The following is a 22,321-nucleotide window of genomic DNA, read 5'->3' on the forward strand; positions in this document are numbered from 1 at the left end:
CCTTTGCAGAAAGCCGCGTTCATGAAGAAAGAAGTCATCCGTGTCGAGCCGCTGTCGACCTACCTGGAGCAACTGAAGGCGCCGACCTCGGTCGTCACGCGGCATGGCGACACGGTCTATGTGTCGGGCCTGCCGCCGTTCGACCCCGCCACCGGCCGGGTGGTCGAGGCGCCGATCGAGCGGCAGGCGGAAATCGTGCTCGACCAGCTGAAGCTCTGTTTGGAAACCGCCGGCTCGTCGCTCGACAACGTGCTCAAGTGCAACGTGTACTGCACGTCGATCGAGCAGTTCGCGGCCGTCAATGCGATCTATGCGCGGTACTTTCCGAAAGACCCGCCCGCGCGCATCTTCGTCTGCGTGCCCGCGTGGTTCGGACCGTTCGACATCGAGATCGACTGCATCGCCGCCTGCTGATCAGCGGGCAGGGCGCGCGGTCTTCTTGCGTGTGCTGGGCCGCCGTGGCGGCTTGGCTTCCAGCACCAGTTCGGCGGGCAGCGTGTCGTTCCACGATTCGGTGAAGTACGCGCGGTCGCTCGGCACCAGCTGCGGCAGCGCCTCGCGCAGCACGCCCAGCGACTGCTCGGCCGCCTGCAGATCGCCCGCATGCGCGGCATACCAGGCGTGCTCGAACAGCAGGCTGCAGTGCTGAAGGCCGGGGTAGCGGCGGCGCCCGGCCTGGTGATCGGCCAGTCGCGCCTGCGCCACGTCCACCCAGCGCGCCGGCCAGTGCGTGGCGTCGAAGGCATCCGCCAACGGCCCTGCGAGCGTCGAGATCGCGGCCGGGTCCAGCGGCTTCTGCGCGCGGAACTGCGCGAGCGTGGGTTGTGTCTCGGGGCGGCAGTGGCCGCGCGCGATGCGCATCAGGTAGATCGCGTTCCAGGCCGAGCGCCCTTGTCCGTCGGTGTGGCCGCAGAGCCATTCACTGAAGGCGATCCATTGCACCGCGCGGCGCGTGGTGTCGGCGTGGCCGTCGTGCGCGAGCGCCGGAAGGTCCGAGAGGCCGACGCGATCGAACAGCCACGCGGCCATGCCCATGTTCGCGGCCACGTGCTGCGCCGCGTCGAACGAATGCGATTCGAAGGCCGCGGCCAGCGCCTCGCCGAAGCGCTGCAGCGACTCTTCGGCGAGCGCGGCGGCGGCCGGCTTGTCGTCCGCCGAAAGGCCGAGCGCGCGCGAGCGGCACACCAGCGCCCACAGGTTGCACCACTCGAAGCGCACGTCGGGGTGATGCCGCAGCACCAGCCCGCGCGCCGCGTCCTCGGCCATGCCGCCGAGGAGCGACTGCGCAAGTGGCAGGTCGCGCGCGGTGTAGGCGCACCACGCCGAAACGATGCATTCCATCGCGCCCAGGTAGTCGTTGCCCGCCACGTGGTGGGCCAGGCGCTGCTTCTTGAGCGCCTGCAAACGACGGCGCGCCTGCTCGTTGTCGCCGAGCCGGCGCCACAGCATCGCCTCGTTGAGCGTGACCAGCGCGCGCTGGAAGTCGGTGGCGGCCAGCGTGCCGGCCAGGCGGATCGACTCCAGCGCGCTGGTCGGCACGCCGGTCGCGTTGCCTCCAACCACGGACGCCACGGGCGTCATGAGCCGGCCCTGCCGCGCCGCCTGTTGCGACGCAACCAGTTGCTTCCAGAAAGCAGCGTCCTGCAGGTGCACCGCATCGGGCGGCGGCGCGCCGGGTTCCGCCGCGCGGCGCTTGCGCGCGCGCAGGCCGAGAAAAGAGGCCACTTCGGCGGCGGTGGCTACGCGCCCGCCCACCAGCATGCGCACGCGCTTCGCCTCGGCGGCCGGCAGCCAGAACGGCCCCTGGCTGCGCCGCTCGGCGTTCAGGAAGCGGGGCTCGCGCTGCGTGTCTTCGCCCCAGCCGACCTCGATGTTCCAGGCCTTGAAATCGCGGAACGCGCGGCTCACGACCATGCGCAGCGTGCTCGCATCGGAGACCTCGCCGCGCAGGTCGGCCAGCCGCACCAGGCCGCTTTCGGCATCGTGCGCATGCTGCATGCGCACCAGCAGCCAGAGCGACTGGAAGGCCGCGCGCTTGCCGTTGACCGACTGCGGCGAGGTGAGTTCGATGGAGAGCGGGGCGGGCGTCTTGGGTTGGGGCACGCCCCGGATTGAACCTCAAATTCCGGGGCGAAGGCTGAAGGCCAATGCCGCTTCTTCGATTCTTTCAGTACCTGTCGCGGTCGATCAGTTGCGGCACTTCGCTGCGCCCGATGCCCAGGTCGCGCAGATCGTGGTCGCTCATGCCGGCCAGGTGCTGCGAGTCGGCGCGGCCGCGGCGGCGCTGTGCGGCGCGGCGGCGCCAGTCGTGCAGGGCATGCATCAGGCGTTGATGAAAGGTCGAGGGCTTGGGCGCTGTCACGGTGGGCTCCTTGGTGGGAGCGCTCATCTTCCGGCGCTGCATGCTATTGTGGAAGTTGAGATTCCTGAACCCTTCAATCAGCATTCCTGATGCGACAACTGAACCTCGACCAGCTGCGAACCCTCGTCGCCATCGCCGACCTGGGCACCTTCTCGGCGGCCGCCAAGGCGCTGCACCTGGCGCAACCCACGGTGAGCCTGCACATCAGCGAACTCGAATCGCGCCTGGGCGCGCAGCTGGTGGTGCGCGGCAGCCGCACCGTCACGCCGACGGCCGCGGGCGCGGCGCTGGTGGAGCGTGGGCGCCGGCTGCTGCGCGACACCGACGAGGCCATCGATGCCGTCAAGCGCCAGACCGAAGGCCGCACGGGCCGCGTGCGGCTGGGCACGTCGACCGGCGTGGTGGTCGACCTGCTGCCGCAGGTGCTCGAAGCGCTGGGCACGGTGCACGCGGGCATCGACGTGGAGGTGAGCATCCTCGGCTCGTCCGAAGCGATGGCGCGGCTGGCCGCGGGCACGCTGGACATCGGCCTGGTCGCGATGCCGCAGCCGCCGCTGCGCGAGCTGGTCGTCACGCCGTGGCGCGACCAGGCCATGATGGCTTTCGTGCCCCAGCGCACAAAGGCGCCCCGGCGCGTGACGCCCGCGTGGCTCGCGGCGCAGCCGCTGATCTTCAACGACGCCACCACCCACATGTACCGCCTCACGATGGCGTGGTTCGCCGAGGCCGGCTTCGCGCCGCGCGCGCGCATCGAACTCAACTACGACGCCGCGATCCAGAGCCTCGTGGCCGCCGGCTATGGCGCCGCGCTGCTGCCGCTGCAGCACACGGCCGACGATGCACTCGACAAGCGCATGCAGGTGCTGCCGATCACCCCGAAGCTCACGCGCCGCCTTGGCATTGCGCACCGCCTGCCCGGCGTGATCGATGGCGCGACGCGGAGCGTGCTGAAGGTGCTGACGACGTTCCGTCAGCTCTGATGCGTCAGCCCTGGCCGGGCTTGCCAGCTCGGAGCTTCAGCCCTGGCCGGGCTTTCCAGCGCCGAGCGTCAGCCCGGGCCGGGCTTTCGCGTGCCCAGCGAGAGGATCTCGTTGGCGTTGACGATGGCCGCGGCGATCTCTTCCATGGTCGTGCGCTTGCTCATCGCCTGCTCGCGGATGAGGTCGTGCGCCTGTCCTTCGGACACGCAGTGCGTCTTCATGAGGATGGTCTTGGCCTCGGCCAGTTGCCGCACGCCGAGCAGCTTGGCCTCGACCTTGCGCAGGCGCCGCGCGAGCGAGCGGCTTTCCTTGTGCGCCTCGCGCGCCACCACCAGCGCCGAGAGCAGCCCGAAGGAGCGCACGGGCGAAGGCAGCACGGCCTTGGCGCCGATCTCCAGCACCGCCTCCACGATGGTCGGGTTCTCGTAGGTCACCACCGCGATGATGGCGGGCGCGTCTTCGCCCTGCGTCCATTCGAAGCGCAGGTGGATGAGGTCGGGCTGCACCGCCATGAACGCCACGTCGATGCCCTCGGGCAGCACCTGCACCGGCGGCCAGAAGGCCTGCACCTGGCAGCCGATGCGCTGCAGCTGCTGCGTGAGCTGGCGGCCGTCCGCGTCGTCGGGGTGGATCACCGCGATCTTCAAGAGGCGCAGCTCTTTCAGTTGCGGCGGCGTCACCCGCAGGGTGTGTCGCTTGGGGGCGGCGCCGTCCATGCTAGAGCTCCAGCGTGTCGAGCCTGGCCGTCCAGTCGCCCAGCGAGTGGGTGACCAGGTAGGGGTCCGGAACCACCGCCCGCGTGGCCTGCCGCACGATGGTGAATTGCCCCTGCGCATCGACCCGGCCGATGCGCGGGTAGAGGCAGGTGTGGTGGTTCGCCGGGTCGATCTTCACCCGGCCCTGCGGCGCATCGAACTCGCTGCCCAGGATGTGCGGCAGGATCTCCGCGATGCCGTCGCTGCCCGACTGCCGGAACGCGTTGGCGAAGATGTGCATCTGGAAGTACGAAGCCTCCCAGCACAGGTTGGGCACGCAGCCGTCGCCGAAGCGCTCGCGCAGGCGCGCCAGGCACCGGCGGTTGGCGGCCGAGTCGATCGACTGGAAGTACGGCGCCGCGGTGAAGTGCCCCGTGGCCACGCCGCGGCCCATCTGCGAGATCTCGGCCTCCGACGTCGTGAGGCTGGAAATCGGCATGCGCTTCGGGTCGAACCCCGCCTCGGCATACGCGCGGTACAGGCTCGCGGTGGAATCGCCGACGACGGTCGAGAAGATGAAGTCGGGCTGCTTGTCGCGGATGTCGTCCATGATCGCGCGATAGTCTTTTTCGGTGGCATCGAGCGCCACGTAGCGCTCTCCCAATTTCTCGCTGCCCGGGCGCTGCATCACCAGCTCGCCCATGATGCGGTTCGACTCGTAGGGGTAGATGTAGTCCGAGCCGATCAGGTACACGCGCGCGCCGAAATTCGTGGTCATGAACTCGGCCAGCTGCACGCTGTTCTGGTTGGGCGCAGCGCCCGTGTAGATCACGTTGCCCGAGTACTCGAAGCCCTCGTAGAGCGTGGGGTAGAAGAGCAGCTTGTTCCACTTCTCGATCACCGGGATCACGGCCTTGCGGCTGCTGGACATGTAGCAGCCGAAGATCACGTTGACGCGGTCCTGCACGATCAGCTTCTCGGCCAGCTGGGCGTAGCGCGTGGGGTTGGATTGGGGGTCGTAGCGCACCGCCACGATCTCGCGGCCGTCCACGCCGCCGGCCTCGTTGATCTCCGCGATGGCCAGCAGCGCGCCCTGCAGCTGCGACAGCCCGATCGTCGAGGTGACGCCGGTTTCCGAGTAGAGGATGCCGACGCGAATGGGGTCCTTGTCAGCCACGGGGATGTCTCCTGGGTGTGTGAACCATCATTCTCCTCAGTTTGCGGCGGCCAGTCGCGCGCTCATGCGCGCAAGCCGCGCGGGCAGGCTGCGTGCGTCGTCGGCGATGCAATAGTTGCGCCAGCCGAAGATGCGGCGCACGTAGGTGTCGGCAGCGCCATCGACCGCGATGCATGCGGTGCGCACGCCGGCCTCGCGCGCTTCGGCGACGGCCCTGCGGGCGTCTTCGATGAGGTACTGGGGGTCGTGCACGTCGATGTCGGCGGGTGCGCCGTCGGTCACGAGCAATATCGCGCGCTGGCCCGAGGGCTCGGCGCGCAGGTGAGATGCGGCGTGGCGCAATGCGGCGCCCATGCGCGTGGAGTAGCGCCCGCGCACCGCGCCGATCATGGCGCGTGACGGTGCCTGGAGCAGCGTGCCGAATTCAAGCAGGCGGTAGTAATACACCTCGGCGCGCGTGTTCGACGAAAAGCCGTGGATCGCGAGCCGGTCGATGCCGCGCGCGTTCGCGTCGGCCAGCATCAGGGCCGCTTGCTTCTCGATGTCGAGCAGGGAGCGCGCACCCCCATGGCCAGGGTCGTTCGCCGATTCCGACAGGTCCAGCAACACCAGCACGCTGCTCGGGCGCGGCGCCTTGCCGGAGCGCATGAACAGGCGCGGGTCGGGGCGCAGCCGCAGGCGCCGGTCGACCAGCACCTCGATGGCGGCATTCAGGTCGACGTCGTCGCCCTCCCATTGGCGGCGCAGGCGGTGCGTGCGGTCCAGGTGGCGCGCGCGGGGCAGGGCGAGCGGCGCGAGGCGCTCGCTGCTCGCCGATGCCTGCTCGCGCATCGCAGCGAGGCCTTGCCATGTGGGCAGCTTCTCGATCACGGTGCACCAGTCGGGCCGCAGGCGCTCGAGCTTGCGGTCCCATTCGGGGTAGCTGTAGCGGCCCAGTTCCAGTTCGATGCCGGCATCGAGCGATGCGGCGCCGCCGTCGGCTGGCGGTGGCCGCGCGCCGGACTGCTGGAGGGCAATCGCTTCGTCGGGCGGCGTCTCGGTCTCGCCGAAATCCCAGAGGTAGCTGTTGTCGTCGCGATAGGGCGCGGGCACCACGTAGTGCTGCGGATCGAAGCGCACGCGCATCTGGCCGAGGTCGTTGGCGAGGATCGATGCGATCGCGCGGAAGGCGTCGTAGTCCGCGAGTCCCGCGCGAGTCACCGTCTCCTCGAACAGGCGGCGCGCCTTGTTGACCCAGTGGTTGTCGTCCTGCCAGGCGGGCAGCATCAGCATGCGGTCCATGCGCGAGAGGAGGGCTGCAAAGCCCAGGTCCAGCGGATCGGGCGGCGGTGCGAGTGAATCCGCGAACCAGCCGTGCAGGCCCGGAAAGTCGCGGCACAGCAGCCGCTCCACGCGCGCATCCTCGATGGCCGAGACGACCGCGATGCCCATCGGCTTGAGCGTGCGCGCGGGCCGGGCGGGCACCGAGTGGCGCAGGTGCGCGACCGCGTGCGCCACCATGGCGCGGTGCATCCGTTCGCTCGCGCTCGCGGGCAGCAGCAGCCGTTTGCCCACGAGCACCGCGCGTGCACCGACCTCGAGCGGCTGCACCTCCACATCCACGCCCGCCAGCCCACGGGCAAGGAGGGCCAGCGACGCGTGGCGGTCCTTCATCCGAACTGCGCCTGGACGAACCCCTGCAGCGCGCTCGCCATGTCGGGATCGTCGGTGAGTGCGCGCGTCATCGTCATGTCGCAGCTGTCGCGCGGCGACACGCCGTCGCGGATCAGCACGCCCGCGTAGATCAGCATGCGCGTCGAAATCCCTTCGTCGAGCCCGCGGTGCTTCAGTTCCCGCGAGCAATGCGCAATCGCCACCAGCTTGGCCGCCAGCTCGATGGCGACCCCGGCCTCGTGCGCGACGATCTCGGCTTCGAGCGCGCTGTCGGGGTAGTCGAACTCCAGCGCCGCGAAGCGCTGGCGCGTCGAGGGCTTCATGTCCTTCGCGCTGCTCTGGTAGCCGGGGTTGTACGACACCACGAGCTGGAAGTCGGGGTGCGCGCGCACCAGCTCGCCCTTCTTGTCGAGCGGCAGGATGCGGCGCGCGTCCGTCAGCGGGTGGATGACCACGGTGGTGTCCTGCCGCGCCTCCACCACCTCGTCCAGGTAGCAGATGCCGCCGTGGCGCACCGCGAGCGTGAGCGGCCCGTCGTGCCACGCGGTGCCGTTCGCATCGAGGAGGTAGCGCCCCACGAGGTCGGAGGCCGTCATGTCCTCGTTGCATGCGAGCGTGACCAGCGGCCGCCCGAGCGACCACGCCATGTGCTCCACGAAGCGCGTCTTGCCGCAGCCGGTGGGCCCTTTCAGGATCAGCGGCATGCGGTGGCGGTAGGCCTGCCGGTACAGCGCCACCTCGTTGCCCGCGGGCCGGTAGAAGGGCTCGGTCTCGATGCGGTAGCTCGCAAGAGGATCGGGAACGGAGGCATTCATGGCGCGTCGTTGCCCTTTCCTCAGCGGTGCTTCGCGGGCTCGTTCGGAATGCCTTCGATCGGGCATTCGGGCGTGCCGACGGTGCTGCGCGTGAACGACTCCACCATCTCGCGCGTGCCCTCGGGGTCGGTGATCCACTTCGTGTAGAAGTTGTAGGGGCAGGCCGCCACGCCCTTGTCGCCGTCGCCCGAGTTGATGGTGCCGGTGTAGCCGCGGTGCACGAGCTTGAAGAGGTGGTTCTGCGACTGGCCGTTCTTGCGCGCGTCGCGGATGAGGCTCATCGAGAGCTCGGCGTAGTTGATGCCCATCTCCTCCTCGCCGCATTCGCCGAGCGTGCGGCCGTCGAAGCCGATGAGCGCGGAGTGGCCGAAGTACGAGTACACGCCGTCGAAGCCCGCCGCGTTGGCCACCGCCACGTAGGTGTTGTTCATGAAAGCCATGGCCTTGGAGACCATGATCTGCTGCTCCTTGGCCGGGTACATGTAGCCCTGGCAGCGGATGATGAGCTCGGCGCCGCGCATCGCGCAGTCGCGCCAGATCTCGGGGTAGTTGCCGTCGTCGCAGATGATCAGGCTCATCTTCATGCCCTTGGGGCCGTCGCTCACGTAGGTGCAGTCGCCCGGGTACCAGCCCTCGATGGGCACCCACGGCATGATCTTGCGGTACTTCTGGACGATCTCGCCCTCGTTGTTCATGAGGATCAGCGTGTTGTAGGGCGCCTTGTTCGGGTGCTCCTCGTGGCGCTCGCCCGTGAGCGAGAACACGCCCCACACGTTGGCGCGGCGGCAGGCGTCCGCGAAGATCGCGGTCTCCTCGCCGGGCACCGTGGCGGCGGTGTCGTACATCTCTTTCGAGTCGTACATGATCCCGTGCGTGGAGTACTCGGGAAAGATCACAAGGTCCATGCCCGGCAGTCCCTTTTTCATGCCGACCAGCATCTCGCCGATCTTGCGGGCGTTGTCCAGCACTTCGGCCTTGGTGTGAAGGCGGGGCATCTTGTAGTTGACGACCGCGACGCCGACGCAATCGTTGCTGCTCGAAATATCACCATGTCTCATGACGCTGCTCCTGAAGGGTTGAGGGAAGAAAAAACGGAAGGGGCTCACACGGTCAGGAAGGACCTGACCTTGTCCTGGTCGAGCGTGGCGCGCGCTTCGTCGTGCACGATGCGGCCGCGGTCGATGACGAGAAAGCGGTCGGCCAGCTCGAGCGCGAAGCTCAGCACCTGCTCCGACACCACGACGGCGAAGCCGCGCTCGGCGCGCAGCACGTTCAGCGTCTGCGCGATCTCCTTGATGATCGAAGGCTGAATGCCCTCGGTGGGCTCGTCCAGGATCAGCACCCGGGGCTCGGAGATGAGCGCGCGCGCGATCGCCAGCATCTGCTGCTGGCCGCCCGAGAGGTTGCCGGCGCGCCGCTGTCTCATGTCCTTGAGCACGGGGAAGAACGTGTAGAGGTACTCGGGCACCGTGCGGTGGCCCGACTTCGCGGCGCCCGAGAGGATGTTCTGCTCCACCGTGAGGAACGGAAACACCATGCGCCCCTGCGGCACGAAGGCCAGGCCCTGCGCGACGCGCTGGTAGCTGGGCAGCTTCGTGAGGTCGGCGCCGCCCAGGCGGATGCTCCCGCCGCGCGCGGGCAGGAGCCCGATCAGCGATTTCAGCAGCGTGGTCTTGCCCATGCCGTTGCGCCCCATGATGGCAACCGCTTCATCGGGCGCGACGCGCAGCGACACCTGGTGGATGACATGCGACTCGCCATAGGCGACATCGAGTGCGGAGACTTCGAGCATCTGTATTTCTCCTTCTCTCAGTGGCCGAGGTACACGTCGATCACGCGCGGGTCGGCCTGCACCTGCGCGGCCGTGCCTTCGCTGAGCAACTTGCCCTGGTGCAGCACCGTGACGCGGTGCGCGATGCGCTTGACGAAATCCATGTCGTGCTCGATCACGACCACCGACTTGCCCGCCGAGATGCGCCGCAAGAGGTCGCCCGTCTGCTCTCGCTCGCGCGGGCTCATGCCGGCCACGGGTTCGTCCAGCAGCAGCAGTTCGGGCTCCTGCATCAGCAGCATCCCGATTTCCAGCCATTGCTTTTGCCCGTGGCTCAGCTGCCCGGCGCGGTGCCCGAGCCGCTCGATGAGAAAGACCTGCTCGGCCATCGCATCGATGCGCTCGCGCAGCGCGGGCGTGCGGCGAAAGGTGAGCGACTGCAGCAGGCCGTGCATGCGCGGCAGCGAGATCTCGAAGTTCTCCAGCACCGTGAGGTCCTCGTAGACCGAGGGCGTCTGGAACTTGCGGCCCACGCCGGCGCGCACGATCTCGTACTCGTTCAGCCGGCCGAGGTCCTGGCCGTTGAAGAGCACGCGGCCGGCGCTGGGCCTGGTCTTGCCGCAGATCATGTCCAGCAGCGTGGTCTTGCCCGCGCCGTTCGGTCCGATGATCACGCGCAGTTCGTTGCGCTCCACCGAGAGGCTCAGGCCGTCCACCGCCTTGAAGCCGTCGAAGGACACGGTGAGGTCCTCCACGCGCAGGATCTGCTCGTTCGAGTGCGAGAACGCTGCGGCTGCTTGCGGCATGCCGCCGTTGGGCATCGTCATCGTGGCGTTCATGGCGCCGCCTCCGCGCCGCTGCGGCGCAGCAACTTCTCGCCCAGGCCCGCGAGGCCGTTGGGCATGGCCCACACCACGAGGATGAACACCGCACCCAGGAAGTAGAGCCAGCCTTCGGGGAAAGTCTCCGACAGGTACGACTTGAGAAAGCCGATCAGGAGCGCGCCGATCACCGCGCCCGGAATCGACAGCCGTCCGCCGACTGCCGCATAGATCACCATCTCCACGGAGGCCACGACGCCGATCACGCCCGGCGCGATCAGCCCGACCTGCAGGCTGTAGAACGCCCCGCCGATGGCCGACAGCATCGCGGCCACCGCGAAGACGAAGGCCTTCATGTGCGCCGTGTTGTAGCCGCTGAAGCGCACGCGGTCCTCGCGGTCGCGGATGGCGATGAGGATCTTGCCGAAGCGGCTGCGCACGATCACGAGCGACACCGCCATCACGAGCGCGATGGCCAGCACCTCGACGAAGTACATGACGCGCTTGGCCTCGTCGCCCGCGATGTCCCAGCCCAGCAGCGTGCGGAAATCGGTGATGCCGTTGGCACCGCCCGTGTCGCCCTGCTGGCCGACCACCACCACGGTGAGCGTGAGCGCCAGCGAGAGCGTGACGATCGCGAAGTACACGCCGCTCACGCGTCGCTTGAAGATCGCGTACGAGAACACGTACGCGAGCACGGCGGGAATCACGAGGATGCCCGCGACCGTCCAGCCCAGCGAGTGGAACGGCTGCCACCACGTGGGCAGCTGCTCCACGCTGCTCCACACCATGAAGTCGGGCAGCTCGGGCGCCGAGGCTTCGAGCTTCAGGAACATCGCCATCATGTAGCCGCCCAGGCCGAAGAACATGCCCTGGCCCAGGCTCAGCACGCCGCCGTAGCCCCAGGTGAGCACCACGCCCACCGCGACGAACGCGAAGGCCAGGTACTTGCTGATGAGGTTCAGGCGAAACGGATCGAGCGTGAGCGGCAGCACCACGGCCAGGAGCAGCAGCACGGCCGCCATGCCCGCGAGGTCGCCCTTGCGTTGGGAAGAAAGCTTGACCATGCCTTCAGCTCCTCGAACGCGTGGCGAACAGCCCGTTGGGCCGGAAGTACAGCACCGCGATCACCAGCAGGAGGATCGTGGCCTTGGCCATCGAGCCGCTCATGAGGTACTCCAGCCAGGTCTGCGACTGCGCGATGGCGAAGCCCGAGAGCGCCGTGCCTACGAGGCTCTGCACGCCGCCGAACACCACCACGATGAACGAATCGACGATGTAGAGCTGGCCGGTGCCCGGGTTGGTCGAGCCGATCATCGTGAACACCGCGCCCGCGATGCCCGCGAGGCCCGAGCCGAGCGCGAAGGTCATCGCGTCGACGCGGTGCGTGTCGATGCCCACCGCGCCGGCGATGGCGCGGTTCTGCGTCACCGCGCGCACCTTCAGGCCCCAGGGCGTGCGGTAGAGCAGCAGGTACACGCCCACAGCGACGATGGCCGTCAACCCCACGATGAAGATGCGCGTGAGCGGCAGCTGGATGCCCGCCGTCGGCTCCCACGCCCCCGCGAGCCAGGAGGCCAGCGGCACGCTCACCTCCTGCGCGCCGAAGATCGAGCGGTAGGCCTGCTGCAGGATGAGGCTCAGGCCCCAGGTTGCCAGCAGCGTGTCCAGCGGCCGGTCGTAGAAGAAGCGGATGAAGCCCCGCTCCAGCAGGTAGCCGAACGCGAAGGTCACGGCGAACGCGAACGGAATCGCGGCGAACAGGTACAGGTCCATCCAGCCCGGCGCGAAGTGTTCGAAGAAGCGCGCCGCCAGGTAGGTCATGTAGGCGCCCAGCGCCATCAGCTCGCCGTGCGCCATGTTGATGACGCCCATCAGGCCGAACACGATGGCCAGCCCGATGGCCATGAGAAGCAGGATGGTGAACAGGCTCACGCCGTTGAACACCTGCATCACCGCGATGTCGAGGTTCATCGCGTCAGACCTTCGGGAAGGGGTTGGGCTCGACGGGCTGCGGCGACTCCCACACGATGTCGAACTGGCCGTCGGGGCGCGCCCGGCCCACGCGCACCTTCTTCCACACGTGGTGGTTGGTGGCGTGCACGCGCACCGTGCCCTCGGGCGCCTCGAGCTCCACGCCCGCGGCGGCGGCCGTGACCTTGTCCACGTCGAAGGACTTGGCCTTCTCGACCGCCAGCTTCCAGAGGTAGACGCAGTTGTAGGCCACCTCCATCGGGTCGCCGATCACGCGCTCCTGCCCGTACTTGGCCTTGAAGGCCTTCACGAACTTCTCGTTGGCCGGCGACTTGATGCTCTGGAAGTAGCCCATGCAGGCGTAGTAGCCCGCGGCGTTGTCCTTGCCGATGCCCTCGATCTCGTTCTCCGACACCACGGTGGAGAGCAGCACCTGCTTGGCGCCGTCCAGGCCCGCCGCGCGCAATTGCTTGTAGAGCGCCACGTTGGAGCCGCCCACCACGGTGCTGTAGATGCAGTCGGGCTTGGCGGCCTTGATCTTGTTGATGATCGAGGAGAACTCGGTGTGGCCGAGCGGCGCGTATTCCTCGCCCACCACCTTGCCGCCGGCCTTGGCGATGGCCGGCTTGGCGATCTTGTTGCAGGTGCGCGGGTAGATGTAGTCCGAGCCCACGAGGAAGAAGCTCTTGCCCTTCTCGCGCGCCATCCACTCCACCGCCGCGATGACCGACTGCGTGGCTTCCTGCGAGGGGTAGAAGACGCGCTTGTCCTGCTCCTGGCCCTCGTAATAGGTCGGGTAGAACAGGAGGCCCTTGGCTTGGTTGAGCACCGGCAGCAGCGCCTTGCGCGAGGCCGAGGTGTAGCAGCCGATGATGGCGGCGACCTTGTCGCGTTCGAGCAGCTTGCGCGCTTTCTCGGCGAAGACCGGGTTCTCGCTCGCGCCGTCTTCCACCACGGCCTCGATCTTCTTGCCGAGCACGCCGCCGGCGGCGTTGATCTCCTCGATGGCAAGCTTCTCGGCATCGACCAGCGAGGCCTCGGCGATGGCGATGGTGCCCGAGAGCGAGTGCAGGAGGCCCAGCTTCACCGTCGTGCCTTCCTGCGCGGCGGCAAGGCCGGCCACGCCGCCCGCGGCGCCCAGCACGATCATCGAGCCGCCGGTCTTCACGAGCTGGCGGCGGTTGAGGGAAACGTTCGTCATGTCAAATTCCTTTGCCTTGGTTTTGTGCGAGTCATCAGAGGAACATCCGACCTTCGAGGCCGTGCGTTGGGTGTCTCCTCCCGCGGCGCGGCCCCTGCAAACGAGCGCTCGTTCACCAGTGCTTTTTCTCGGGGCAAAGCTGCGCCACCGGATGACGCGCATCCGTTTTGAAAAGGCTTCGTTGCGACCGAGAAAACAAAAAAGCCCGAACCGGTGGTGAAACCGATTCGGGCTTTGTTGCCCGACCCCTCGCTGGCAGCACTGGCAGCGGGCGTCGTATGAATGAAGGACTGGTAACGATTGCTCGTTGGGGCGGATTCTTCTCAACTCACCCCGGCGTGAACATACGTTCTTTCGCTGATTGGCGGATGCGCATCGCCTGTGGTATTCGCGCGCACACCGGTGCGGCGGCTAACGGGGGCGGGCGAAGTCCGCTTCGATCCAGCTGGTGGCGCTGCCCGACGTGAGCTTGAAGGCCGGCGAGACATTCACGCTCGCCAGCTCGCTGTCGTCTTCGTCGTCGTGCGCGCTCAGCGTGGCCGAGGGGTTGTCCTCGTCGGGCACGATCGCCAGGGACACGCGAATGCGCCGTCCGTCGCGCGCCGTCACAGTCACGCTCTTGTTGAGCGTGGCGTGCAGCTGCTGCTCGTGGCGGCGGATGACTTCGGCGGCCGTCTTCACCAGCGTGGAGAAGGCGGGGCCGTCGAGCGGCTTGGGGTTCTTCTTGTCGCGGCCCATGGTCCAGGGGCCGACGAGAGCGGGCTCGGGGTCGCCGTGGCGGGTCATCTCGACGGCCCAGCCGTCGTCTTCCTCGTTCTTGATCACGCGGGCGGTCCAGAGGTCGTCGCGCCAGAGGCGGGGTTCCTGGAGGGGGAGGTTGTCGGTGTCGGTCGGTTCGGTCATTCGGAGGCTTGTGTTCGTGCGCGGGCTATTTTCCCCCGAGTCCCTTGCGTGGGTGCCCCGATGTATTGCTGCAGTCCGGCGACCAGTGCGTCGAACGTGGCGCGGCAGCGCGGGCTTGCGCGCAGGTCCTCGTGCATCGTGATCCAGGTCTCCAGCTTCATCGAGAAGGCGCGCGGCATCAGGCGCACCAGCGCGGGGTCGCGCCGCGCCAGGCCGGCCTGGCAGATGCCGATGCCCGCGCCGGCGCGGATCAGCGCGAGTTGCGCGAGGTCGCTGTCGGTGCGCAGCGAGAAGGCATCGCGCCCGTAGCCCGGTAGCGCCTTGCCCGCGTTTCGCACGAACGCCGAGGGCTGGTCGTAGCCGATGACAGCGTGCGCCGCGAGGTTTTGCACCTTGCGCGGCGTGCCGTGAAGGGCGAGATAGTCCTTGCGCGCGTGAAAGCCCAGCTCGATCTGCCCGACGCGGCGCGCGATCATCTGCTCCTGCTTCGGCCGCACCATGCGCACGGCGATGTCGGCTTCGCGCCGCAGCAGGTCCTGCACGCGGTTGGTCAGCACCAGCTCGACCTTCAGCGCCGGGTGCGCCTCGCGCAGCCGCGCGACGATGGGCGGCAGCACCTCGACGCCGATCACTTCGCTGGCGGAGATGCGCACGACGCCGCGCACGCCCGCGCCCTGGCTGGTCGCGGCGCGCTCCAAAGAGGCAGCGGTGCTTTCCATCGCTTCGGCATGCGTTTGCAATGCCAGCGCGACTTCCGTGGGCATGAGGCCCACCTGCGAGCGCGTGAAGAGCGCCACGCCGAGCGCCTTCTCGAGTGCCGCCACATGGCGCCCCGCCGTCGGCTGCGTGATGCCCAGCGCACGCGCCGCGCCGGAGAGCGAGCCCTCCCGCAGGACGCCGAGGAACGAGCGGTACAGCTCCCAGCCGATGTTCGAAGTCATACGTAAATGTATAGCTGCTGGGTCATGTTCGGCAATTCCAATAGAACTAGCATCAACCCAGAATTCAGCCATCGACAACGCTTCTGGAGCATTTCATGGCACACGACAACAACACGGTCCTGGTTCTCGGCGCGACGGGTGGCATCGGCGGCGAGGTGGCGCAACAGCTTCGCCAGGCGGGGTGGACGGTGCGGGCGCTCAAGCGCGGCATGGCACAGCCCGTCGCGCAACAGGACGGCATCACATGGTTGCGCGGCGACGCAATGGACCGGCAGGCCGTCATGGACGCCGCGAAGGGCTGCGCGGTCATCGTGCATGCGGTCAACCCGCCCGGCTACCGCAACTGGGCGCAGCTGGTGCTGCCGATGCTGGACAACACCATCGCCGCCGCGAAGGCCGAAGGCGCGACCATCGTGCTGCCCGGCACGGTCTACAACTTCGGGCCCGATGCGTTTTCCGGGACCATCGGCGAAAACGCGCCGCAGCACCCCGTCACCCGCAAGGGCGCCATCCGCGTCGAGCTCGAGCGACGCCTCGAAGACGCGAGCCGCAACGGCGCCCGCGTGCTGATCGTGCGCGCCGGTGACTTCTTCGGTCCGAAGGCCGGCAACAACTGGTTCTCGCAAGGGCTGGTGAAGGCGGGGCAGCCGGTCAAGGCCGTGAGCTATCCCGGTACCGCGAACACGGCGCACCAATGGTCGTACCTGCCGGACGTGGCGCGCACGATGGTCGCGTTGCTGGCGCGGCGCGACGGGCTGGAACCCTTCGCGCGCTTCCACATGGCCGGCCATCGCGACACCGACGGCACGCAGATGAGCGGCGCCATCCGCAGTGTGGTGTCGCGCCGCACGGGCACCGCGCCGCGCGTGACGGCTTTTCCATGGTGGCTGATGACGCTGGCCTCGCCCTTCGTCACGACCCTGCGGGAGATGCGCGAGATGCGCTACCTGTGGCGCACGCCGGTGCTGATGGACAACGCGAAGCTGGTGGCCTTCCTCGGGCACGAGCCGCACACGCCGCTGGAAGAGGCGGTCGAAGCGTCGCTGGAAGGCATGGGCTGTCTGGGTACAGCGCCGACGGCCGTGACGGCCTGACGATCAGAAGACCGAGAGCCCCGTGCGCGTCACGAACAGCTCCAGCGCCTTCATGCCGAGCAGCGAATTGCCCGTCGCGTCCAGCGCCGGCGACCAGACGCAGAGCGTGAGCTTGTCGGGCACGACCGCCACGATGCCGCCGCCCACGCCGCTCTTGCAGGGCAGCCCGATGGAGAACGCCACGTCGCCCGCCGCGTCGTAGGTTCCGCAGGTCAGCATCAGCGCGTTGATGCGCCGGGTCTGCCGCTCGCCGGTGATCCCGGGTTCGCCATCGATCGGATGCGCGCCGTCGCGGCACAGGAACGCCGCGGCGCGCGCGAGCTGGCGGCAGCTCATGCGCAGCGAACACTGGTGAAAGTAGGTGTCGAGCACCGTGCCGACGTCGTTGTCGATCTTGCCGAAGCTCTTCATGAAGTTCGCGAGCGCGACGTTCCGAAAGCCCGTGTCGGCCTCGGACTTGGCCACTTCTTCGTCGAACGCGATCGGCTCGCCGCACAAACCGCTCATCAGCGCGAGGATGTCCGCCTTCGCGCTGCCGCCGTCGACTGCCGCCTGGCTCACCAGCCGGTCGGCCACCGCGATGGCGCCCGCATTGATGAAGGGATTGCGCGGCTTGCCCTGTTCGTTTTCCAGCTGCACGAGCGAGTTGAACGGATTGCCCGAGGGCTCGCGCCCGATGCGCTCCCACAGCGCATCGCCCATGCGCTGCATCGCGAGCGTCAGCGTGAAGAGCTTGGAGACGCTCTGGATCGAGAACGGCACCTCGCCGTCGCCCGCGAAGGCCTCTTCGCCATCGCAGGTGCGCAGCGCGATGCCGAACTGCCGCGCATCGACGCGCGCGAGCGCGGGAATGTAGCTGGCCACGGTGCCCGCCTGGCCGAGCTCGGGGCGCAGGGTGGCGACGATGTCGTCGAGGACGGGCTGGAAATTCATCAGGGCTGCGCTCATCTCATGCCGTGCGTTGCACCGCGGGGCGGCGGTTCACCAGCACGATGCCCAGCGCGACGCCCACGAGCGCCACCATCAGCTGCAGCGTCAGCGGCTCGTTCAGCAACACCACGCCGAACACCAGTGCGAAGAGCGGCGTGAGAAAGGTGAAGGACGACATCTGCGTGGCCGGATAGTGCCGCAGCAGCCACATCCAGGTGAGGTAGCTGGCGAACGCGCCGATCACCGTCTGCAGGCCGATCGAGGTCCAGGCCCAGCTGGAATACGAAAAGCGCCAGGTCTCGCCGAGCGCGAGCGACAGCACCGGGCACACGGCCGCGGTCACTGCCACTTGATAGAACAGCGTCTTCTCCGCACTCGCGGTGGCCAGCTTGGTGGTGCGCAGCGTCAGCGTGGTCAGGCCCCAGAGCATGCCGGCCCCCAGGCCCATCGCATCGCCGATGAGTTGCGACGAACTCATGTGGCTGAAGCCTTCGCTGAACGCGAGCACCACGCCCGAGAACGCGATGAAGAGCCCGAGCCATTGAAAGCCGCGCAGGCGCTCGGCCGGCACCCAGCGCGGCAGCAGCAGCGAGACCCAGAACGGCGCGGTGTACAGGAACACGGTGAGCCGCGAGGCGCTGGTGTGCTGCAGGCCGAGGTAGATGCCGGCGAATTCGCCCGCGAAGAGCGCTCCGGCCAGCAGGCCGGGCCACAGCGTGCCGTCGCGGTTGAACAAAGGCACGCCGCGCGAAGCGCACCACAGCCACAGCAGCACGGTGGCGCCCACCATGCGGATCGAGGCCTGCCACATCGGCGGCACTTCGGTCACGGTGGTCTTGATGAGGATCTGCTGCAGGCCCCAGAACGCGCAGCACGCGATGAGAAGGCCGATGGCGAGGGCGTCGAGGTGGGTCTTGCGCTGGATCATTCGAGTTGTTGTCGTCGTGGTCGTTGTCGTCTTGTTCAGCGGCCGGCCACCGGATAGGGCGGCTTGCCGCGGGTGCCGGTCATCAGGTCGGGCACCACGGTCTCCACATCGGGCACCGCGCGCGCGGCGCGCTCGAGCCGCCGGGCCAATGCGGGCGTCGGCACGCAGCCCTGCAGGTAGACCCAGCGGCGCTGGATCATCACCCACACGCTGCCGCTGCGCACGCCCGGCACGGCCAGCAGCGCGGCGCGCACCTTGGGCGCGAGGGGCTTGTCGTAGCGGTAGGCGTTGCTGTCGGTGCACTTGCCGGCGAGCCAGCAGCTGGTGCCGCGCTCCAGGCGCGAGTGGGTCTGGGTGCGCCGCTCCTCGGCGGTATAGAAAGGGCCCTCGGGTGCGGCGCAGGCCGGAAGGCCCGAGGACACCTGGAAGAACGGGTCGTCGAACCAGTTCTGCTTGGGCGCGCCCGCTGCGTCATGTGTCTGCTGCGCCATCGCGGTCTGCGCGGCCATCAGCAGCACGGGCACGAGCGCAGCGGCGCGCATCACAAGGGGTGTTCCGTGTAGAAACGCCCGCCGTGGAACAGGAGCGGCGAGGCGCCCGCGTTGTGGGTGCAGCGCTCGACCTCGCCGACGAAGATCACATGGTCGCCCTCGTCGTAGCGGCTGCGGTTGAAGCACTCGAAGCTCGCCGCGGCGCCGACCAGCACCGGCGCGCCGCCGATGCCCCGGGTGAATTCGACGTCGGCCCAGCGGTCGATGTTCTTGGTGGCGAAGCGCTCGGCCAGCGGCTTCTGGCTCGCGGCCAGGATGTTGACCGCGTAGTGCGAGCCGGTGCTGAGCGCGGGCATCGAGCCCGCCGCGCGGGCCAGGCTCCAGAGCACCAGCGGCGGCGTGAGCGACACCGAATTGAAGGAATTGGCCGTGAGGCCGACCAGCGTGCCGTCGGCCGCGCACGCGGTGACGATGGTCACGCCCGTGGCGAACATGCCGAGCGCTTCCCGGAACTCGTCGGGCGAAAAGGTGGGCGGCTTGGCCCGGCGGGGAGTGGTCACGAAGGAGGCTGGGCGGTGGTCGGCAGAAGACCATTTTGGCCCAACGGCGACCGGCGGGCTGCGTGGCCGGCCCATCGACGCCCTTGCGATGCGGGTATGGACGCCCGCGGACCGCCGCGCCTAGCCGAAGAACCAGTAGCAGACCGCGATCGCCGCGATCACGCCCGCCAGCTCGGCCAGCAGCGCGCACGACACCGCGTGCCGCGCGCGCTGGATGCCGACCGCGCCGAAGTACACGGCCAGCACGTAGAAGGTGGTTTCGGTGCTGCCCTGGATGGTGGCGGCCACCAATGCGGGGAAGCTGTCCACGCCCTGGCTCTTCATGGTCTCGATCAGCATCGCGCGCGCCGCGCTGCCCGAGAAGGGCTTGACCAGCGCGGTGGGCATGGCGTCGACGAAGCGCGAATCCCAGCCGCCCGCGGTCACCAGCCAGCGCAGGCCGCCCAAGATGAGGTCGAGCGCGCCCGAGGCCCGCAGCACGCCGACCGCGCACAGCATCGCGACGAGGTAGGGCAGCAGGTTCTTCGCGATGTCGAAGCCTTCCTTGGCGCCTTCGATGAAGCACTCGTAGACCTTGATGCGCCGTATCGCACCGGCCGCCAGGAACACGATGATCACGCTGAAGAGCGCGAGGTTGCCCATGAGCGACGAGAGCGAGGCGATGGCCGCCGCCGACAGCGTGCCCAGCAGCGCCATGAAGCCGCCCAGCACCAGCGCGCCCGGGATCAGGTAGGCCAGCACCACCGGGTCCCACAGCCGCAGGCGCTGCGCGACGGCCACCGTGAGCAGGCCGACCAGCGTCGATGCGCTGGTGGCCAGGAGGATCGGCAGGAACACCATCGTCGGATCGGGCGCGCCCTGTTGCGCGCGGTACATGAAGATGGTGACGGGCAGCAGCGTCAGCGACGAGGCATTGAGTACAAGGAAAAGAATCTGCGCGTTGGTGGCGGTGACCGGGTCGGGGTTCAGGCGCTGCAGTTCGCGCATGGCCTTCAGGCCGATGGGCGTGGCGGCGTTGTCCAGGCCCAGCGCGTTGGCCGCGAAATTCATCGTGATGAGCCCGAGCGCCGGATGCCCCGCGGGCACGCCGGGCATGAGCCGGCTGAACAGCGGCCCGAGGAGCCGCGCGAGCCCGCCGACCAGCCCCGCCGCCTCGGCGATGCGCAGGAACCCGAGCCACAGCGTGAGCGTGCCGAACAGCAGCACCATCACCTCGACCGCGAGCCGCGCCATCGCGAACAGGCTTTCGACCAGCGCCGCGAACACCGTCGGATCGCCGCCGACGAGCCACCGCACGAGCGCCGCGACCGCCGCCATCCCGAAGAAACCCAGCCACAAGCCGTTGAGCACGCTTTTTTTTCCTTTTGTCGGCACGATCATAGGGCGCCGCGCATGCGCGCCGCGCGCTACAGTTCGGCCCATGCGCGCTTTCATCGTCCGCGGTTTCACGGCCCTCCTGGGGGCGCTTGCGGCCGCCTGGCTGACCGGTTGCGTCAGCCTGCCGCCACCGCAGCCGCGGGCGCCGGTCATGGCCTTCACCGACGTGGCGCAGACCGAACTCGCGCAGCTCGCGGCCAAGGGCGTGCCGGGCGATTCCAGCGCGCTCTCGGGTTTCCGGCTGCTGCCGGAGGCGGCCTTCGCCTTCGATGCGCGCATCTCGCTCGCGCGCCACGCCGAGAAATCGCTCGACGTGCAGTACTACCTGATCCAGAAGGACGACGTGGGCCTCTTGTTCCTGAAGGAGCTGCGGGAAGCTGCCGCGCGCGGCGTGCGGGTGCGCCTCCTGGTGGACGACCTCTACACAGCCGGCGAGGACGAGGTGTTCAGTTCGTTCTCGGCCTTCCCGAACGTGGAGGTGCGGCTCTTCAACCCGCTGCCGTCGCGGGCCGACTCGCTGGCCACGCGGCTCCTGTTTTCCCTGACCGATTTCGGCCGCATCAACCACCGCATGCACAACAAGCTGCTGATCGCGGACAACAGCTTCGCGGTCTCGGGCGGACGCAACATCGGCAACGAGTACTTCATGCGCAGCACGGCCGCGAACTTCATCGACATGGACGTGATCTCCTGCGGGCCGATCGTGCGGCAGATGTCCGAGGGGTTCGACCGCTACTGGAACAGCTCGCACGCCTGGCCCATCGAGCGCATCGCGCCGCTGCGCACGACGCCCGAGGCCGGGCAGCGGCGCTTCGACGAAATCGTGCGCACGGCCGTGCCCGATGTGCCGATCCGCCCGCGCGACGTGCTGAACAAGTCGCCCGTCGGCGAGCAGCTGATCACCGGCAAGATTGATCGCTACTGGGCGCCGGGCACGCTGTTCGTGGACGACCCCGAGAAGATCACGCGCACGGCCGAGGAGGCCTATGTAGGCAGCGTGACCGAGGGCGCGCTGAGCGTCATCAACTCGGCCCGCCGCGAGGTCAAGATCGGCTCGCCGTATTTCATTCCGGGCACGCGCGGCATGGCGATGATGAAGAAGGCGATCGACAGCGGCGGGCGCATCACCGTGATCACCAATTCGCTGGGCGCCACCGACGAGCCGCTGGCCTACGCGGGCTACGAGCGCTACCGCGCCGACATGCTCAAGATCGGCGTCACCATCTACGAGATCGCGCCCATGCTCACCGGGCGCTCGGGCCAGTTCGGGGATTTCGGCAAGTCGATCAGCCGGCTGCACGCCAAGCTGGCGGTGGTCGACGACGAGCGCTTCTTCGTCGGCTCGATGAACCTGGACCACCGCTCGGCCGCAGTCAACACCGAGATGGGCCTGGTGATCGACAGCCCCGAACTCGTGGGCGACTACAACAAGCTCATGAACGGCCAGCGCATCAACCTGGGCTACCGGCTGCGCCTGGGCCCCGACGGCCGGCGCGTGCAGTGGCTCGAATACGACGATGCGGGCGGCGACATCGTCCACGAAGACGAGCCCGGCGAATTCCTCTGGCTGCGCCTCAAGAACTGGCTGCTGCTGCCCATCGTGGGCGAGGAACTGCTCTAGAGGCGCAACCGCAGCTGTCATCTCCGG

23 protein-coding genes are annotated in these 22,321 nt (G+C 68.3%); 4 read left to right on the plus strand and 19 right to left on the minus strand.

Annotation, left to right across the window (positions count from 1 at the left end):
* The first annotated feature begins 21 nt into the window (after positions 1 to 21).
* Positions 22 to 414 carry a RidA family protein gene (locus JC881_RS10155; RefSeq protein ID WP_198785583.1) on the plus strand — a complete coding sequence of 131 codons (393 nt, stop codon included), beginning with the start codon at positions 22 to 24 and terminating at the stop codon, positions 412 to 414.
* On the opposite strand, the gene JC881_RS10160 is transcribed toward JC881_RS10155, so the two are convergent.
* Together JC881_RS10160 and JC881_RS10165 are read right to left on the minus strand one after the other, a co-directional pair.
* On the minus strand, positions 415 to 2,103 hold the full coding sequence (locus JC881_RS10160) for a hypothetical protein (RefSeq protein WP_198785584.1): 1,689 nt from the start codon (positions 2,101 to 2,103) through the stop codon (positions 415 to 417).
* A gap of 64 nt (positions 2,104 to 2,167) precedes the next feature.
* Entirely contained in the window at positions 2,168 to 2,389 is a 222-nt protein-coding gene (locus tag JC881_RS10165; RefSeq protein WP_233101676.1) for a DUF1127 domain-containing protein, read from the minus strand.
* Positions 2,390 to 2,451: 62 nt separating this feature from the next.
* Here JC881_RS10165 and JC881_RS10170 point away from each other — a divergent pair, with 62 nt between their 5' ends.
* Entirely contained in the window at positions 2,452 to 3,342 is an 891-nt protein-coding gene (locus JC881_RS10170; protein WP_198785585.1) for a LysR family transcriptional regulator, read from the plus strand.
* Between the two features lie 68 nt (positions 3,343 to 3,410).
* On the opposite strand, the gene JC881_RS10175 is transcribed toward JC881_RS10170, so the two are convergent.
* The 12 genes from JC881_RS10175 to JC881_RS10230 all read right to left on the minus strand — a co-directional run bounded on the left by JC881_RS10175 (position 3,411) and on the right by JC881_RS10230 (position 15,293).
* Positions 3,411 to 4,058: an ANTAR domain-containing response regulator gene (locus JC881_RS10175; protein ID WP_198785586.1), complete on the minus strand. Its 648-nt coding sequence runs from the start codon at positions 4,056 to 4,058 to the stop codon at positions 3,411 to 3,413.
* A gap of 1 nt (position 4,059) precedes the next feature.
* Positions 4,060 to 5,214, minus strand: a complete 1,155-nt coding sequence (locus tag JC881_RS10180; protein ID WP_198785587.1) for a transporter substrate-binding domain-containing protein — start codon at positions 5,212 to 5,214, stop codon at positions 4,060 to 4,062.
* A gap of 36 nt (positions 5,215 to 5,250) precedes the next feature.
* Complete coding sequence (locus tag JC881_RS10185) at positions 5,251 to 6,867, minus strand: nitric oxide reductase activation protein NorD (protein WP_198785588.1); 1,617 nt, start codon at positions 6,865 to 6,867, stop codon at positions 5,251 to 5,253.
* On the minus strand, positions 6,864 to 7,682 hold the full coding sequence (locus JC881_RS10190; RefSeq protein ID WP_198785589.1) for a CbbQ/NirQ/NorQ/GpvN family protein: 819 nt from the start codon (positions 7,680 to 7,682) through the stop codon (positions 6,864 to 6,866). Before JC881_RS10190 ends, JC881_RS10185 begins: the two co-directional genes overlap by 4 nt.
* 20 nt (positions 7,683 to 7,702) lie before the next feature.
* Positions 7,703 to 8,740 (minus strand): aliphatic amidase, encoded by a 1,038-nt coding sequence (locus tag JC881_RS10195; protein ID WP_198785590.1) that lies wholly within the window; start codon positions 8,738 to 8,740, stop codon positions 7,703 to 7,705.
* A gap of 44 nt (positions 8,741 to 8,784) precedes the next feature.
* Entirely contained in the window at positions 8,785 to 9,474 is a 690-nt protein-coding gene (gene urtE / locus JC881_RS10200) for an urea ABC transporter ATP-binding subunit UrtE (RefSeq protein ID WP_198785591.1), read from the minus strand.
* 17 nt (positions 9,475 to 9,491) lie between these two features.
* A complete protein-coding gene (urtD, locus tag JC881_RS10205; RefSeq protein ID WP_198785638.1) occupies positions 9,492 to 10,259 on the minus strand; it encodes an urea ABC transporter ATP-binding protein UrtD in 768 nt (255 codons plus the stop codon).
* Positions 10,260 to 10,288: 29 nt separating this feature from the next.
* On the minus strand, positions 10,289 to 11,341 hold the full coding sequence (urtC, locus tag JC881_RS10210; protein WP_198785592.1) for an urea ABC transporter permease subunit UrtC: 1,053 nt from the start codon (positions 11,339 to 11,341) through the stop codon (positions 10,289 to 10,291).
* Positions 11,342 to 11,345: 4 nt separating this feature from the next.
* A complete protein-coding gene (urtB, locus tag JC881_RS10215; RefSeq protein ID WP_198785593.1) occupies positions 11,346 to 12,248 on the minus strand; it encodes an urea ABC transporter permease subunit UrtB in 903 nt (300 codons plus the stop codon).
* Positions 12,249 to 12,252: 4 nt separating this feature from the next.
* Positions 12,253 to 13,449, minus strand: coding sequence for an urea ABC transporter substrate-binding protein (urtA, locus tag JC881_RS10220; RefSeq protein WP_198785594.1), 1,197 nt, complete (start codon positions 13,447 to 13,449; stop codon positions 12,253 to 12,255).
* Between the two features lie 411 nt (positions 13,450 to 13,860).
* The gene (locus JC881_RS10225) at positions 13,861 to 14,352 is read right to left on the minus strand and encodes a hypothetical protein (protein ID WP_198785595.1); all 492 of its coding nucleotides are present in this window, start codon (positions 14,350 to 14,352) and stop codon (positions 13,861 to 13,863) included.
* The gene (locus tag JC881_RS10230) at positions 14,349 to 15,293 is read right to left on the minus strand and encodes a LysR family transcriptional regulator (RefSeq protein ID WP_198785596.1); all 945 of its coding nucleotides are present in this window, start codon (positions 15,291 to 15,293) and stop codon (positions 14,349 to 14,351) included. The genes JC881_RS10225 and JC881_RS10230 overlap by 4 nt, the downstream gene beginning before the upstream one ends.
* 95 nt (positions 15,294 to 15,388) lie before the next feature.
* On the opposite strand from JC881_RS10230, the gene JC881_RS10235 reads away from it, so the two are divergent.
* A complete protein-coding gene (locus JC881_RS10235; protein ID WP_198785597.1) occupies positions 15,389 to 16,387 on the plus strand; it encodes an NAD-dependent epimerase/dehydratase family protein in 999 nt (332 codons plus the stop codon).
* A gap of 3 nt (positions 16,388 to 16,390) precedes the next feature.
* Here JC881_RS10235 and JC881_RS10240 read toward each other — a convergent pair whose 3' ends face one another.
* The 5 genes from JC881_RS10240 to JC881_RS10260 form a co-directional block, all read right to left on the minus strand.
* Positions 16,391 to 17,335, minus strand: a complete 945-nt coding sequence (locus JC881_RS10240; protein WP_233101677.1) for a glutaminase — start codon at positions 17,333 to 17,335, stop codon at positions 16,391 to 16,393.
* A 1-nt stretch (position 17,336) separates the two neighbouring features.
* Positions 17,337 to 18,245, minus strand: coding sequence for a DMT family transporter (locus JC881_RS10245; protein ID WP_198785598.1), 909 nt, complete (start codon positions 18,243 to 18,245; stop codon positions 17,337 to 17,339).
* Positions 18,246 to 18,280: 35 nt separating this feature from the next.
* On the minus strand, positions 18,281 to 18,787 hold the full coding sequence (locus JC881_RS10250; RefSeq protein ID WP_198785599.1) for a BON domain-containing protein: 507 nt from the start codon (positions 18,785 to 18,787) through the stop codon (positions 18,281 to 18,283).
* Positions 18,787 to 19,296, minus strand: coding sequence for a flavin reductase family protein (locus JC881_RS10255; RefSeq protein WP_198785600.1), 510 nt, complete (start codon positions 19,294 to 19,296; stop codon positions 18,787 to 18,789). Before JC881_RS10255 ends, JC881_RS10250 begins: the two co-directional genes overlap by 1 nt.
* A gap of 120 nt (positions 19,297 to 19,416) precedes the next feature.
* Positions 19,417 to 20,646, minus strand: coding sequence for a nucleoside recognition domain-containing protein (locus JC881_RS10260; protein ID WP_198785601.1), 1,230 nt, complete (start codon positions 20,644 to 20,646; stop codon positions 19,417 to 19,419).
* Positions 20,647 to 20,716: 70 nt separating this feature from the next.
* Between JC881_RS10260 and JC881_RS10265 the strand changes: the two genes are divergently transcribed.
* Positions 20,717 to 22,294 (plus strand): phospholipase D family protein, encoded by a 1,578-nt coding sequence (locus JC881_RS10265; RefSeq protein WP_198785602.1) that lies wholly within the window; start codon positions 20,717 to 20,719, stop codon positions 22,292 to 22,294.
* Positions 22,295 to 22,321: the final 27 nt, after the last annotated feature.

Source organism: Variovorax sp. IB41, assembly GCF_016405905.1.
In the GTDB taxonomy this organism is placed as follows: domain Bacteria; phylum Pseudomonadota; class Gammaproteobacteria; order Burkholderiales; family Burkholderiaceae_C; genus Variovorax.

Coding starts and splice junctions, on each gene's coding strand:
- urtD (WP_198785638.1), bottom strand. CDS start 10,259: ATGCCGCAAGCAGCCGCAGCGTTCTCGCACTCGAACGAGCAGATCCTG.
- JC881_RS10240 (WP_233101677.1), bottom strand. CDS start 17,335: ATGAGCGCAGCCCTGATGAATTTCCAGCCCGTCCTCGACGACATCGTC.
- JC881_RS10225 (WP_198785595.1), bottom strand. CDS start 14,352: ATGACCGAACCGACCGACACCGACAACCTCCCCCTCCAGGAACCCCGC.
- JC881_RS10235 (WP_198785597.1), top strand. CDS start 15,389: ATGGCACACGACAACAACACGGTCCTGGTTCTCGGCGCGACGGGTGGC.
- JC881_RS10245 (WP_198785598.1), bottom strand. CDS start 18,245: ATGATCCAGCGCAAGACCCACCTCGACGCCCTCGCCATCGGCCTTCTC.
- urtB (WP_198785593.1), bottom strand. CDS start 12,248: ATGAACCTCGACATCGCGGTGATGCAGGTGTTCAACGGCGTGAGCCTG.
- JC881_RS10265 (WP_198785602.1), top strand. CDS start 20,717: ATGCGCGCTTTCATCGTCCGCGGTTTCACGGCCCTCCTGGGGGCGCTT.
- JC881_RS10175 (WP_198785586.1), bottom strand. CDS start 4,058: ATGGACGGCGCCGCCCCCAAGCGACACACCCTGCGGGTGACGCCGCCG.
- JC881_RS10190 (WP_198785589.1), bottom strand. CDS start 7,682: ATGAATGCCTCCGTTCCCGATCCTCTTGCGAGCTACCGCATCGAGACC.
- JC881_RS10250 (WP_198785599.1), bottom strand. CDS start 18,787: ATGCGCGCCGCTGCGCTCGTGCCCGTGCTGCTGATGGCCGCGCAGACC.
- JC881_RS10230 (WP_198785596.1), bottom strand. CDS start 15,293: ATGACTTCGAACATCGGCTGGGAGCTGTACCGCTCGTTCCTCGGCGTC.
- urtA (WP_198785594.1), bottom strand. CDS start 13,449: ATGACGAACGTTTCCCTCAACCGCCGCCAGCTCGTGAAGACCGGCGGC.
- JC881_RS10155 (WP_198785583.1), top strand. CDS start 22: ATGAAGAAAGAAGTCATCCGTGTCGAGCCGCTGTCGACCTACCTGGAG.
- JC881_RS10195 (WP_198785590.1), bottom strand. CDS start 8,740: ATGAGACATGGTGATATTTCGAGCAGCAACGATTGCGTCGGCGTCGCG.
- JC881_RS10170 (WP_198785585.1), top strand. CDS start 2,452: ATGCGACAACTGAACCTCGACCAGCTGCGAACCCTCGTCGCCATCGCC.
- JC881_RS10165 (WP_233101676.1), bottom strand. CDS start 2,389: ATGAGCGCTCCCACCAAGGAGCCCACCGTGACAGCGCCCAAGCCCTCG.
- JC881_RS10185 (WP_198785588.1), bottom strand. CDS start 6,867: ATGAAGGACCGCCACGCGTCGCTGGCCCTCCTTGCCCGTGGGCTGGCG.
- urtC (WP_198785592.1), bottom strand. CDS start 11,341: ATGGTCAAGCTTTCTTCCCAACGCAAGGGCGACCTCGCGGGCATGGCG.
- urtE (WP_198785591.1), bottom strand. CDS start 9,474: ATGCTCGAAGTCTCCGCACTCGATGTCGCCTATGGCGAGTCGCATGTC.